The 13,551-nt window shown below is 69.3% G+C and carries 12 protein-coding genes; all 12 read right to left on the bottom strand.

Features of this window, described 5'->3' with window-relative positions; all coding sequences use genetic code 11:
* Positions 1-155 precede the first annotated feature (155 nt).
* Positions 156-2,048, bottom strand: coding sequence for a DNA/RNA helicase domain-containing protein (locus ABD932_RS09285; protein ID WP_345010567.1), 1,893 nt, complete (start codon positions 2,046-2,048; stop codon positions 156-158).
* A gap of 258 nt (positions 2,049-2,306) precedes the next feature.
* Entirely contained in the window at positions 2,307-3,059 is a 753-nt protein-coding gene (locus tag ABD932_RS09280) for a hypothetical protein (RefSeq protein ID WP_345010565.1), read from the bottom strand.
* A 46-nt stretch (positions 3,060-3,105) separates the two neighbouring features.
* On the bottom strand, positions 3,106-3,570 hold the full coding sequence (locus ABD932_RS09275; RefSeq protein WP_345010564.1) for a hypothetical protein: 465 nt from the start codon (positions 3,568-3,570) through the stop codon (positions 3,106-3,108).
* A 41-nt stretch (positions 3,571-3,611) separates the two neighbouring features.
* Positions 3,612-4,892 (bottom strand): MCE family protein, encoded by a 1,281-nt coding sequence (locus ABD932_RS09270; protein ID WP_345010562.1) that lies wholly within the window; start codon positions 4,890-4,892, stop codon positions 3,612-3,614.
* Positions 4,889-6,205, bottom strand: coding sequence for an MCE family protein (locus ABD932_RS09265; protein WP_345010560.1), 1,317 nt, complete (start codon positions 6,203-6,205; stop codon positions 4,889-4,891). Before ABD932_RS09265 ends, ABD932_RS09270 begins: the two co-directional genes overlap by 4 nt.
* Positions 6,202-7,311, bottom strand: coding sequence for an MCE family protein (locus ABD932_RS09260; protein WP_345011464.1), 1,110 nt, complete (start codon positions 7,309-7,311; stop codon positions 6,202-6,204). Before ABD932_RS09260 ends, ABD932_RS09265 begins: the two co-directional genes overlap by 4 nt.
* 26 nt (positions 7,312-7,337) lie before the next feature.
* A complete protein-coding gene (locus ABD932_RS09255; RefSeq protein WP_345010558.1) occupies positions 7,338-8,534 on the bottom strand; it encodes an MCE family protein in 1,197 nt (398 codons plus the stop codon).
* Positions 8,531-9,568: an MCE family protein gene (locus tag ABD932_RS09250; protein ID WP_345010556.1), complete on the bottom strand. Its 1,038-nt coding sequence runs from the start codon at positions 9,566-9,568 to the stop codon at positions 8,531-8,533. The genes ABD932_RS09255 and ABD932_RS09250 overlap by 4 nt, the downstream gene beginning before the upstream one ends.
* Before the next feature lie 26 nt (positions 9,569-9,594).
* The gene (locus tag ABD932_RS09245) at positions 9,595-10,845 is read right to left on the bottom strand and encodes an MCE family protein (RefSeq protein ID WP_345010554.1); all 1,251 of its coding nucleotides are present in this window, start codon (positions 10,843-10,845) and stop codon (positions 9,595-9,597) included.
* Positions 10,846-10,865: 20 nt separating this feature from the next.
* Positions 10,866-11,681, bottom strand: coding sequence for an MlaE family ABC transporter permease (locus tag ABD932_RS09240; RefSeq protein ID WP_048584423.1), 816 nt, complete (start codon positions 11,679-11,681; stop codon positions 10,866-10,868).
* A gap of 3 nt (positions 11,682-11,684) precedes the next feature.
* The gene (locus ABD932_RS09235; RefSeq protein WP_345010547.1) at positions 11,685-12,455 is read right to left on the bottom strand and encodes an MlaE family ABC transporter permease; all 771 of its coding nucleotides are present in this window, start codon (positions 12,453-12,455) and stop codon (positions 11,685-11,687) included.
* Positions 12,452-13,399, bottom strand: coding sequence for an ABC transporter ATP-binding protein (locus ABD932_RS09230; RefSeq protein ID WP_345010545.1), 948 nt, complete (start codon positions 13,397-13,399; stop codon positions 12,452-12,454). Before ABD932_RS09230 ends, ABD932_RS09235 begins: the two co-directional genes overlap by 4 nt.
* Positions 13,400-13,551: the final 152 nt, after the last annotated feature.

Genomic DNA, 13,551 nt, shown 5'->3' with positions numbered 1-13,551 from the left:
ACCGGTGAACGTCCTCCGGAGTCGGGTGCGGAGGTTCAAAGCCTGCCGAGGCCCCTTCTAGGGTGACCGATCGACGGCCTCGAGGTGGGCTGGATTGCGCTGCGCCGAGCGCGCCCACGCACCCCGCAAACTGCGTCGTGCAGTCTGGGGAACTGCTACACGAGCTCGGTTTCCTTGACTGCCGATGCCGGTTGGATGAGGGACCGCAGCTTCGCGCGGGTCTCCGGGTCCGTCGAGTAGACGATCGTGCCGACCATGCCACGGGTCAGCAGCACCTTGTAAGTGTTGCGGATGAGTCGGTCGATGTCCTCGTCGGAGGTTGCCTTGGTGAAGGACGGGTCCTTCGATGCCGAGCGGTCCACGATCCAGCGGTCTGTTCGCCACAGCAGGTCGGGGCCGATGATGACGCCCGACCAGTCGTACTCGAAGCCCTGGGCGGTGTAGACGCAGCCGACCTGGCCGAAGCCGGCTGGGTCGGTGGCCCAGAGAGGGGCGGGTGGTGCGCCAAGTACGGATCTGTCGCCGTACACGTTCCAGGGGCGAGCCCACTCACCGATGGTGACGTCGGTGGGGAGTGCCGCCATGCCGGGGGTGATCTTTGTCGTCCACTTCCAGCAGTAGCCGGCCGACATCCGTGCGCCGTAGTCCTCTTCGCGGCGCGCGATGAGGAAGTCCTCCAGTTCCTGGGGGCTCTCAGCGGTCAGCAGCTTGAACTTGCCGTCCGGCTCCCAGTGGTGGGGCGTGCCGCCGTCCAGGCCGAAAAGGTCAATGACCCACTTCTCGTACGCCTCGCTGCCGCCGCACCGGAACTGGCCGTCCAGCTCCACCACCGTGCAGTCCACACCTTGCGCAGCGGCGGCCCGCTGGATCGCCTCCTTGGTGCCCATCTCGCCGGGGCGCACCACCTGGTGCTGGTCGAGGAGGAACACCGGTACCCGGGCAGCGTCGATCAGTTCCGCGACCTGGGGGCGGCCGGTGCGCAGCTCCGCCTTCGTGTAGCGGTTGGCGGAGGTTTTACGCAGGCGGTGGGCCTCGTCGCAGATCAGTACGTCGAGGTCGTTCGGCTCGGCGTCCATGAAGCTGTTGAAGTACTTGAAGAGCTGCTGGACCTCCCGCTTCCGTTCTCCCGCGACCTTCCGCATGGTCTTGGTGAACGACTGCGAACCGGTCGCGTGGAGAGTGGGTACCCCGCGCCGGTACAGCTCGCCCAGCAGCGACATCGCGACCACGCTCTTGCCGGAGCCCGGGCCGCCGGTCACCACGATCACCTGCTTTTGGTTGGACCGCCGTGCCTTGCGTACGGCGGACATCACCTTCTCGTAGGCGACACGCTGCTCGGCGATGAGCACGAACTGCTCGCGGTCGCGGATCTCGGCCGCCGCGACAGACATCAACTGCTTCGACGGCCGTACCTTGGCGTCGAGCAGTACGTCCGCCGCTAGGGCGCCGGGCTTGGCGGCGAGGCGCGAGCGTAGGAAGTCGAGGAAGGCGCCCCGCTGTTCGCCGGTGTACATACGACCGTGCTGGTCCTCCTCGACGCCCCGCAGCCCCGCGACGCCGAACTCGGTCGCGTTGTGGAGGAAAGCCACACCGGCCAGCGACTGGGGCATCCGCTCCAACGCCCCGTTGAACGACAGTAGGTACTCGCAGTAGCCCCGCACCTGCTCGATCGGGTTCAGCACGGGCTCCGCGTAGGAGTCGATCCGACACAGTAGGGGCTCGTCCTCCTCCGGGTAGGCCGTGCTCCACTGCTTCAGTTCCACGACTACGTAGGACGGTTCGCCAGTGGCCGGGTGGACGCCGGCGAGTATGGCGTCAGCACGCTTGCTGGTGAGCGGCAGGCTGTATTCGACGAGGACCTCGACGTTGTCGAGCTCGGCCTCGATGAGTGCGTTGACGAGCGCGGGCAGGCTGCGTTCCCAGGAGCGTATCTCTGCCAGAGCGGGTCTCCGGCCATGCTGGTGACGGAAGTTCTCGGTCAGATGCAGCGCCAGCGACCCTTCGAGGATGCGGGCGGCCACGGACGCCGCGGACTCACGGAACAGCAAGAAAACGCCCCCAGGCAGCACGAAGAAGACTCGTGCGGGTGGGGGCATGTCCTCCGGTGTCCGCCGCAGGCGGATCAGGAAGCCCGTCGGGCCGCTGAGATGGTGCTCGCCATCCTAAGTGAGCGTCTCGATCAAGAGGAGAGGACCGGGGGGTGGTTTGGTGGCGCGATGGCGCGCGAAGGCTGGGCGGCGGGGGCAGCTCTGCTTCTCGCCGAGAGCTGCTGGCTGTCCAACATCACGGGAGACGGTCGCGCAGGGTCACAGCGCGTCCACGGCGCTCACCTTCCAGCCCTCGTCCGTACGTGACATCGTCAGCCGCACCCGATTCAGATCCACCCGAGCCCCCGAAACCTGCGTGCTCTCAGTGACCTGATTGACGAACAACAGCACCACGACCTTGTCCGGGGATGCCGAGACGACGGAGGCTGCCGGGGCTTCGCCGGAGGCAGGGGCGGCGATCGTTGCCTTCACCACGCCCCGGTACTTCTGGGCCGTCGGGCCGACCACCGTCTTCGTGGTCTTGCCGTACTCGTCGCGGAAGTCGCCGGTCAGGTGGGTGCGGGCCGCCGCGAAGTCCTTGTCCAGGCGGCGGTAGTCGTACGACAGGACGATCGGGGCCGCCTTTTGCGCCGCCGCCAGTGCCTCCGTGCGGGCGGTCTCCGTCCGCCGGGCGTCCCGGTACTGCCACCCCAGTACGGCGGCCGCCACCAGGCCCGCCACGAGCAGGACGCCGAGCAGGGCCGTGAGGAGCCTTCGGCGGCGGGGCGTGTCCGGGGCCTTCGGTGCGTCGTCCTCCTCGAAGGCCTCCGGTGACGGCTCCGGTGGGTCCTGCCAGCCGTTCTTCGGGGCGTCGATCAGCACGGTGCGGCCCGCGAGTGGACGGTCGGCGCTGCTCTCGGACCGCTCGTCGCGGTGGCCCCGTTCCGCGCGCTTGGCTGCCGCGCGGGCTGCCGCCGTCAGGGTGCGCCGGGATGTGGAGTTGGGGGTGCGGTCGGTGGTGGTCTTCGGCATCGTCGTGCTCCGTACTCCTGATTGATGTTCCTTGCCGATGGCGGCGTCAGCCGACGAACTCGACATCCGACGTCAGCCAGCGGCCGTCCCGCTGCACCAGGTCCAGCTGCAGGCGATACGTGCGCGCCTCCCCCTGCGGCACCGCCGTGTTCGTCACCTTGCTGTCGGCCACCACCAGCACGCGGGCCGAGTTGTCGTCGGAGCGGACGATGCCCGCCTCCAGGACCTGGCCCTCCGACACGGATTTGTTCTGGCCGACCAGTTCCGTCAACTGCTCCGTCTGGGCCGCGAACTGTTTCTTGAAGTCGCCGGTCGCGCCCGACAGGACGTTGGCGCTGTCACGGTCGTAGTGGCGGTAGTCGAGCGACGTGAAGTTCAGCGCCGACTGGCGGGCCGCGGCCAGGATGTCCTGGCGGCGTTGGTCCGCCTCGCGCTGTGCGGAGAGGGTCAGGGCCAGCCAGAGCGTGAGTGCCGTGGTGAGGAGTGTCGCGGTGACGAGTCCGGCCGTCATCGCCCTTGAGGTCCTCGCTCGCTTCACGTTCCTCAACCTCTTCATGCCATCGGGCCAACGAGCAGCCATTGCCACGACTCCTTTCCGAACACGGCCTGCTGGCCGCCCGTCGAGCCGATCTCGACGTTCCTGCCGTCCGGGCCGGTGGTGGTGCCGGTCTCCGGGTCGTACGGCGTGACGTACGCCGTCTGCCGAGCGCCGCTGTAGGCGGCCGATCCGCCCGGGGCGTTCTGCGCTCCCCGCACCGAGGACTCGCTTCCGCGCGGCAGCGTGCAGCGGGCCCCGGCGTTCGCCTCGCGCGTGCTCGTGTCCGCCGGGTCGCGGCGTGCCGTGCCGTAGCCCTGGGTGCAGGCCGGCGGGTCGTCGGCGTTCAGCACCATGCCGAAGTGCGTTGTGCCGTCACCCGGCACGACCGTGTAGCTGCCCGCCACCATCACCGGGAAGGTGACCAGCGCCTGCTCCACACCGGGCAGGCGAGCCAGTGTCACCTGGCCCCCGCTGATCAGGTTCGCCAGCAGGACCGACAGCTCGGGCCCCGCCGACTTCAGCAGCGCGTTCACCTCCTGGGCCGCCGGTCTCGCGTTGCCGATCAGCCTGCGCAGGTCCCCGTCGCTCGCCTTCAACTGGGCCGTGAGGGCCGCCAGATCGCGCGAGAACGATTTGATCGACGAGCCCTGGTCCGCCTGGGTCTTGAGGACCTTCCTCGAGTCCTCTATCAGCGCGATCGTCTCCGGGAGTGCCTCCGACGCCGACTCGATCAGCTCGTTGCCCGAGTTCACCAGGCGGCTCAGGCTCGGGCCCGTTCCCGCGAACGCCTTGTCCAGCTCGTCCACGGTGATCCGCAGGTCCTTCTTGCCGACCGAGTTCACCAGGCGGTCCAGGCTGAGGACCAGGTCCGTCGTCGGCAGCGGCACGCGTGTGCTCTCGCGCGGAATCGTGCTGCCGTCCAGCAGATAAGGGCCATCGTGGGACGTGCGGGGTTGGAGGTCTACGTACTGTTCGCCCACCGCCGAGCGGTTCGCCACCACCGCCAGCGTGTTCGCGGGGATGCTCGGTGCGCCGTCCTCGATGTCCAGGGCCACGGATACGCCGTCGCGGCCCGTCAGGTGCAGGGCTCCGACCCTGCCCACCGGCACTCCGCGGTATGTCACCTCGGCGCCGGGGAAGATGCCTCCGGAGTCCGCGAAGTCCGCCCGTACCGTGTAGCCGCGGTCCAGGGCTTCGTCCACCAAGCCCGTGTACTCGGCGCCGACGTACGACACCCCTACGGCGGTGATGGTCGCGAACGCGAGCAGCTGGGCCTTGACCGTGCGTGTGATCACGGCTGGACTCCCTTCAGCATCAGCTCGGCCAATTCCAAATTGACTCCGGCAGGCCAACTGGCTCCGGCCCCGGTGCCGGAGCCGCTCGTCCCGTAGTCGGCCGTGCACACCGGCGGGCACAGCAGGTCACCGCCGTCCCCGGACGGGGCCGAAGGCGACGAGGAGGCGCTCGGGCCGTTCGGGAGCGCCGTGGGCGTCGGCACACCCGGCAGCTCCGGCACCCCCGGGAGATCCGGTACGTCCGGCAGGTCGGGAGTCTCGGGGAGCGTGGGGTCCTGGGAGTCGCCCTTGCCGTCCCCGTCGCCCGGCTTCTCCGTCAGGTTGCCGTAGATCCCGGCCAGGTCCAGGTCCGCCGTGATGTGCAGGTTGACGTAGTCGCCCTTGATGGCGTCCACCGCGTTGCGCGGGAACGGGTAAGTCGTCAGCAGTTCGAGGGAGTTGGGCAGGTCGTCGCCCGCCTTGTTCAGCTGCCGCAGAATCGGCCGCAGTGCCCTGAGGTTGGCGATCGTGTCCTCGTGCGAGGCGTTGATCACCCTGGTGCCCGTCCTGCCGAGCTGCGACAGGGCCGTCAGCATTCTCGTCAGGTCGCGGCGCTGGTCGGCCAGCACCTTCAGGGCCGGTGGCATCGTGTCCACCGCCTCGGCGATGGTCTTCTTCTCCTTGCCGAGGCGCTTGGACAGCCGGTCCACGGCCTCCAGGGCCCGGACTATGTCCTTCTTCTGCTCGTCCAGGCCGCCCAGGAAGGCATTCAACTCCTTGAGCAGGGACTTCACCCGGTTCTCCCGGCCGTCCAGGGCCTTGTGCAGCTCCACGGTGATCGTCTTGAGCTGCGCCACCCCGCCGCCGTTGAGCAGGGCCGACAGCGCGGACAGCACCTCCTCGATCTCCGGGTTGCGGCCGCTGCGGGACAGCGGGATCACATCGCCGTCGGCGAGACGGCCGACCGGTTCCGTCCCCATCGGCTTCGACAGCGACACGTACTTCTCGCCCAGCATGCTGGTCTGGCGTAGCTCCGCTATCGCGTTGGCCGGCAGCTTCACCGAGTCGGCCACCCGGAGGTGCACGCGTGCGTGCCAGCCGTCCAGTTCCACCTTCTCGACCGCGCCGACCGTGACGTGGTTGACCTTCACCGCCGACTGCGGCACCAGGTCGAGGACGTCCCGGAACTCGACGGTGACGTGGTACGCGTTGCCGTCCGAGGCGGCGCCGCCGGGCAGCCGGACGTCGTACCAGCCGTTGAAGTCGCAGGCGGAGAGGAGCAGTGTTCCTGCCGCCGCCCAGGCGACCGCACCGCCCTTGCGCAGTGCCCTCATGTGCTCGCCCCCAGGATTCCGCCGAGCGTGCGATCGACCGTGCCCGTGACCGCCGCGCCGCCGTGCGGCACCTCCGGCAGGGAGTCGAACAACTCCTTCAGTTCCGCGCAGTCCGGGTTCTCGCCGCCCTCGTCCCCCGTCGTCCTGAGCACCGAGCACAGCAGTGACGCCGGATCCTGCGCCTGGTCGGCGTTGTTGCGGGTGTCGAGGGTGCCGGCCGACGGGTTGTACGCGTTGTTGAGGTTCGACATGCCGGTCGGGGCCACCTCCAACAGCTCCTCCAGCGCCGCCCGTTGGGTGACGAGCACCTTGGTCACCTTGCTGAGCCCCTCCACGTTCGCGGTCAGCGACTTCCTGTTCCTCTTCACGAACTCGGACACGTCGCCGAGCGCCGTCCCGAGGTTCTTCAGTGCCGCCGCCAAGTCCTCGCGTTCGGCGGCGAGTTGGCTGGCGACCTTCGCGAGGCTGCTGTTGAAGGACCGCACGCTCTTGTCGTCGGCCGCCAGCGCCGCCGTGAAGACCTGGAGGTTGCGGATCGTGCCGAACAGGTCCGTGCGGCCGTCGGAGAGGGTCGCGACCGCCTGCGACAGGTCCTCGACCGTCTGGTGGAGGTTCCCGCCCTGGCCGTCGAGGTTGTCGGCGCTCACCCCCAGCAGCCGGGACAGGGCGCCGTCCTTGTTGGCGCCCTCGGGGCCCAGCGCCTCGGCCGTGGTGTGGAGGCTGTCGAAGACGCGGTCCAGTTCGACGGGTACGGCCGTGCGCGACTCGGGGATCTCGTCCCCGTCCCGCAGCACCGGACCGTCGCCCCGGTACACCGGCAGCAGCTGCACGTAACGGTCGCTGACCACCGAGGAGTTGATGATGGCCGCCTGTGCGTCCGCCGGGACCTTGCGGCCGGCGTCGTACTCCAGCTCCACCCGCACCCGGCCGCCCTCCGGCGTGATCGTCCTGACCTCGCCGATGCGGACGCCGAGGACGCGGACGTCCGAGCCCGGGTAGATGCCGACCGTGCGCGGGAAGTACGCCGTGACGCGGACCGGCTCGGGGCGCGGCCACAGGACGTAGCCGAGCGCGGCGACCAGGGCCAGTGCCGTGAGCAGGGCCAGCGGCTTTCTCAGCCTGACAGGGATCCTCACTGCGCCCCTCCCGTCCGCGGCGCCACCGGAGCGGCGACCAGGTTCTGCACGTAGGAGTCGAACCAGCGGCCGTTGCCGAGGGTGTTGGTGAAGAGCCGGACGTAGGGCGCCATGAGCTTGATGCTCCGGTCCAGGCTCGACTGGTTCCGTTCCAGCATGTCCACCACGCGGTTCAGGCCCTCCAGCGCGGGCCCGATCTCCTTGTCGTTGTCCTGGACCAGGCCGGAGAGCTGGATGCCGAGCGCGGCGGAGCTCTTCAGCAGGTTGTGGATCGCCTCCCGCCGCCTGCTGATCTCCCGGAACAGCTTGTCGCCGTCCTTGACCAGGGCGGTGAAGTCCCCCGAGCGGTCGGCCAGGACGGCCGTCACACCGTTCGCGTGGTCGAGCAGCTCGCGCAGCGCCTTGTCGCGGGAGGCCACCGTGCGGGAGATCTGCGACAGGCCCTTGATGGACGCCCGTACCTCCGAGGGGGAGTCCTCGAAGGTGGTGGAGATGGTGTCCAGGGCCTTCGCCACGCGGTCCGTGTCGACCTTCTCCGTCGTGGTGGTGAGGTCGCTGAACGCCTGTACGACGTCGTACGCGGGGACCGTGCGCTTCAGCGGTATCTCGCTGCCGGGCGCCAACTGGCCCCGGCCCCTGGGGTGCAGCGCGAGGTACTTCGCGCCGAGGATCGTCTTGACCCGGATCGACGCCCCGGTCTCGGTGCCGAAGCCCGGCTCGCCCTTGATCTTGAAGGTGACCTTGACGTGGTCGCCGTCCAGGTCGACCTCCTTGACCTTGCCGACCTTGACCCCGGCGATCCGCACCTCGTCGCCCGGCTTGAGACCGCCCGCCTCCGCGAAGGCCGCGCTGTACGTCTCGCCGCCGCCGATGACCGGCAGCCGGTCGGCGTTGAACGCGGCCACGGCCAGCAGGGCGAGGACCGTGAGGCCGATCGCGCCGATGACGACGGGGTTGCGGTCGCGGAAGGGGCCGAGGTGCGGGCGGCGCAGCCGTATCCTCGGCAGCTTCGGCAGCTTCGGCGGCTCGACGCGCACCTTGATCAGCGGCTGCGGGCGGCTCGGGCGCGGCTTGCGGTGCGGCAGGAGCCGTACCTTCGGCAGACGTGGCCTCGGCAGTTTCGGCGGTTCCACGCGCACCTTGAACAGCGGCTCCGGACGGTTCTTACGGCTCATGCCCTGGTTACGGCTCATGCCCCGCACCTCGCCCTCGCCACATGCATCTCGGGCGTGAGCACCTGCCGCGTCTTCGGCAGCACGATCCGGCCGTCGAAGTCGCAGAGGTAGAAGTTGAACCACGAGCCGTAGGACGCCGTCCCCGTCAGCTCGTTCAGCTTGTTCGGCAGCCGCTTCAGCACGCCCTCCACCGTCTTCTCGTTGTCGTTCAGCGTTCCGGTGAGCTCGGTCAGCTCGGCGATGTCGTCCTGCAGCGGTGGACGCGCGTCCTTCAGCAGCCCCGAGGTGGCCTCCGTCAGGTCGCCGATGTTCACCAGCGACCGGCCGATGGGCCCACGGTCGGCGGACAGACCCGAGATCACCCGGCGCAGTTGCTCGATCAGTCCGGAGAAGCGGGTGCCGCGGTCGTCCAGCGTCTCCAGCACGGTGTTGAGGTTGTCGATCACCGAGCCGATCAGCTGGTCGCGGCCGGCCAGCGTCGAGGTGAGCGACGCCGTGTGCGCGAGCAGGCTGTTGACGGTGCCGCCCTCGCCCTGGAGCGTCTTGATGATCTCGGTGGCGAGCTGGTTGACGTCCTTGGGGCTGAGCGCGGCGAACAGCGGCTTGAAGCCGTTCAGCAGGGCGTTGAGGTCCAACGCGGGCTGTGTGCGCGCCAGCGGGATCGTCGCGCCGGGCCGCAGCCGCGTGCTGTCGCCCGCGCCCTCGGTCAGCGCGACGTACCGCTGCCCGACCAGATTGCGGTACCGGATGACCGCGCCGGTGCCGGTGAGCAGCGGCCGGTCCTCGCTGACCGTGAAGGTGACCTCGGCCAGCGTCCGGTCCTTGATCCGGATGCCCTCGACCTCGCCGACCCGCACCCCGGCGACCCGGATGTCGTCGCCCTCCTCCAGGCCGGTGACGTCGCTGAACACCGCGCGATAGCGATCCTCCGGGGTGAAGGAGATGTTCACGATGGTGGCGGCGAGCAGAGCCGTCGCCAGCACGGTCACCACCGCGAAGAGGCTGAACTTGATGAGCGGGGCCGCGGTCTGCCGGGCGCCCTTGGCCCTCATACGACCGCTCCTCGTACGACCGGTCCTCATGCCACACTCACCGCCGTCCCGCGTGCCATCGGCCCGAACAGCAGCGTCGCCACCGGCGGTACCTCGTCCGCCGGCACGCCCATGACCGGTGCCACGAGCGAACCGACCGCCCGCTGCTCGGCCCGGGTCGCGGAGACGCCGAGCGGACCCCCGGCGGACGAACCCCCGGACTTCGAACCGTCGTCGAGGTGAGCCCCGGGCGCCGGCACCGGAGGACCCGGCAGATCACGGCAGTCGGGCCCCGACCGCTCGCCGTAGCGCGGCTCCTCGCCCGGCTCGTACGCCCCTTGCGGCCGTACGACCTCCAGCGTGATGTGCATCTTCCCGCCCCGGAACGCCTCCTCCGAGGCCTTCTCCTGCCGGACCAGTCCGGCCAGCAGGCAGGGGTACTCGGGGGAGTAGCGGGAGAACAGCTCCAGCGTCGGACGGGAGACCCGGCCGAGGGTGATCAGCCGGCCGCCGTTCGCGTCGAGGAAGTCCTGCGCCGTGCCCGCGACGGTCGCCGTGGTCTTCAGCGCCGCCGCCAGCCGGTCCTTCTGCTCGACGATGGTGTGGCTGGTCGTGACGGTGTTGCGCAGGATCGCCATCAGGTCGGGTGCCGCGTCGCCGTACGTCTCGGCCACCTCGGCGAAGCGGGCGATGTTCTCGGTGAGGGTCGGCAGATGGGGGTTGAGGCGGTGCAGGTAGGCCTCCAGGCGTGTGAGGTTGTCGCCGATGCGGTCGCCGCGGCCCTCGAGGGCGGTGGCGATGGCGGAGAGCGTGGCGTTGAGCTTGCCGGGCTGGACGGTGCGCAGCAGGGGCAGCAGGTCGTTCAGCAGCTGCTGCACCTCGATGCCGACGCGGGTGCGGTCCTGGGTGATGACGTCACCGGCGCGGATCGGGCGAGCCGACGAGGAGCCGGCGCCGGCGGGCGGCACCAGGTCGACGTACTTCTCGCCGAACAGCGTCTTGGGCAGCAGCCGCGCGTGCACGTCGGACGGGATGTACGCGACGTGCTCGGGCTTGAGCGCGATGTCGAGCCGCGCCTTCGTCCCGTCGGCGTGCACCTCGCGCACCTCGCCGACCAGCAGCCCGCGCAGCTTCACGTCGGCGCGGGGATCGAGCTGGTTGCCGAGGCTGTCGGCCTCCAGGGTGATCCGTACGACCGGCGTGAACGCCTGCCGGTAGACGGCGACCGACAGGGACAGCAGCAGGGCGAGTGCGGCGAGGAAGACGATGCCGTACAGCCGTAGTCTCAGCACTTTCATACGCGCCCTCATCCGGCGGCTCACCCCGCGATCCGTACGGTCGTGTTGGCGCCCCAGATCGCGAGCGACAGGAAGAAGTCCAGGACGTTGATCGCCACGATCGACGTCCGCACCGCACGGCCCACGGCCACGCCGACCCCCGCCGGGCCGCCGCTCGCGTAGTAGCCGTAGAAGCAGTGCACCAGGATGATCAGGACGGCGAAGACGAGCACCTTGCCGAAGGACCACAGCACGTCGACCGGGGGCAGGTACTGCTGGAAGTAGTGGTCGTAGGTGCCGGCCGACTGCCCGTAGTAGCCGGTGGTGATGGTGCGGGCGGCGAGGTACGAGGACAGCAGGCCGATCACGTACAGCGGGATCACCGCGACGAACCCGGCGATCATCCTCGTCGTCACCAGGAACGGCAGCGAGGGCACGCCCATCACCTCGAGCGCGTCGGTCTCCTCGCTGATCCGCATCGCGCCCAGCTGGGCCGTGAACCCGGCGCCGACGGTCGCGGAGAGCGCGAGCCCGGCCACCAGCGGGGCGATCTCCCGGGTGTTGAAGTACGCCGAGAGGAACGCGACGAAGTTGGAGGTGCCGAGCTGGTTGAGGGCCGCGTAGCCCTGGAGGCCGACCTCGGTGCCGGTGAAGAAGGACAGGAACGCGATCACACCGACCGTGCCGCCGACGACGGCCAGGGCTCCGCGCCCGAAGCTCACCTCGGCGAGCAGCCGCAGGATCTCCTTCTTGTAGCGGCGCAGGGTGCGGCCGGTCCACGCCAACGAGCGGCCGTAGAAGGAGAGTTGAGTGCCCAGCGCTTCGAGGGAGCGCAGCGGGCGGTCGAGCAGTCTCATCGGCTAACCCCTCTGCGGGACGACCTGGAAGTACACCGCGGTCATCACGAAGTTGGTCACGAACAGCAACATGAAGGTGATCACCACCGACTGGTTCACCGCGTCGCCCACACCCTTCGGGCCGCCCTTCGCGGTCAGCCCCTTGTACGAGGCGACGATCCCCGCGATGGCCCCGAACACCAGCGCCTTGATCTCGGCCGCCCACAGGTCGGAGAGCTGGGCGAGGGTGGTGAAGGAGGCGAGGTAGGCGCCGGGAGTGCCGTTCTGCAGGACGACGTTGAAGAAATAGCCGCCCGCCACGCCGACCACCGACACCAGGCCGTTGAGCAGCACCGCCACCAGCATCGACGCCAGCACGCGCGGCACGACGAGGCGGTGGATGGGGTCGATGCCGAGCACCTGCATCGCGTCGATCTCGTCGCGGATCTTCCGCGCCCCGAGGTCGGCGCAGATCGCCGTGCCGCCGGCGCCCGCGATCAGCAGCGCGGTGACGATCGGCGAGGCCTCGCGGAGCACGGCCAGCACGGAGGCGGCGCCCGAGAAGGACTGGGCGCCGAGCTGCCGGGTGAGGCTGCCGATCTGCAGGGCGATGACGGCGCCGAAGGGGATGGAGACCAGGGCCGTCGGCAGGATGGTGACACTCGCGACGAACCACGCCTGCTGGATGAACTCCCTTGCCTGGAAGGGACGTCGGGGGATCGTCCGGACGACGTCCAGCGCCATCGCGAACAGGCTCCCCGAGTGCCGCAGCGCTCCGACCGGTGACGGACTCATATGCTCGCCCCCGCCTTCTGGTGCAGCGCGGCCTCGCGCCGGGCGATCGCCTCCCAGCGCGGTGACCGGGGGATGCCCGGCCCCGGCAGCAGGCGGGGAGGAAGAGCCTGGCTGCCGGGAGACTGTGTGCCCTTGCCGGCGTCACCGAGGGCGGCCAGCTCCTGCTCGACCTGGGCCGCGTCCTTCTCCTCCGCCATGCCGATCGGGCCCTGCATCCGGCCGTTCAAGAACTGCCTTACCACCGGCTCGTCGCTGGTCAGCAGCTCCTCGCGGGGCCCGAACAGCACCAGTTCGCGGCGGAACAGCAGCCCGATGTTGTCCGGGACCTGGCGGGCCGAGGCGATGTCGTGCGTGACGATCAGGAAGGTCGCGTCGATCTGGGCGTTGAGGTCGACGATGAGCTGGTTGAGATAGGCGACGCGCACCGGGTCGAGGCCCGAGTCGGGCTCGTCGAAGAGGATGATCTCCGGATCGAGCACCAGGGCCCGGGCCAGACCGGCCCGCTTGCGCATGCCGCCCGAGATCTCGCCGGGCAGCTTCCCCTCAGCGCCGATCAGCCCGACCATGTCCATCTTCTCCAGCACGATGCGCCGGATCTCGCTCTCGGACTTACGGGTGTGCTCGCGCAGCGGGAAGGCGATGTTGTCGTACAGGTTCATCGAGCCGAACAGCGCGCCGTCCTGGAACAGCACGCCGAAGAGCTTCCGCACCTCGTAGAGATCGTGCTCACGGAGCTTGGTGATGTCCCGGCCGGCGACCTTCACCGACCCCCGCTCCGGCTTCAGCAGTCCGACGAGCGTCTTGAGGAACACCGACTTGCCCGTGCCCGAGGGGCCGAGCATGACCGAGACCTCCCCGGCGGGCAGCGTCAGCGAGACGTCCTGCCAGATGACCTGGTGACCGAAGGACTTGGTCAGCCCTTCCACACAGATCTCGACACCCATCCGGTCCACCCTTCAGCCCGCGGAGCAGCTCTGACATCTGCTCTACGGGGAGGGGAGGGGCGTCCGTCGCTCGGGTTGCGGATTTTTTTCGGGCGGGTTTCCGGTCGAGGGTTTCGTGATGATTTACGACCGTATGTCCGGCGGCTGTATGT

The organism is Streptomyces shaanxiensis, from assembly GCF_039537145.1.
Taxonomy (GTDB): Bacteria; Actinomycetota; Actinomycetes; order Streptomycetales; family Streptomycetaceae; genus Streptomyces; species Streptomyces shaanxiensis.
Note: the sequence above shows the minus strand (reverse complement) of the source record. Positions and strands in the feature narration are given on the sequence as shown.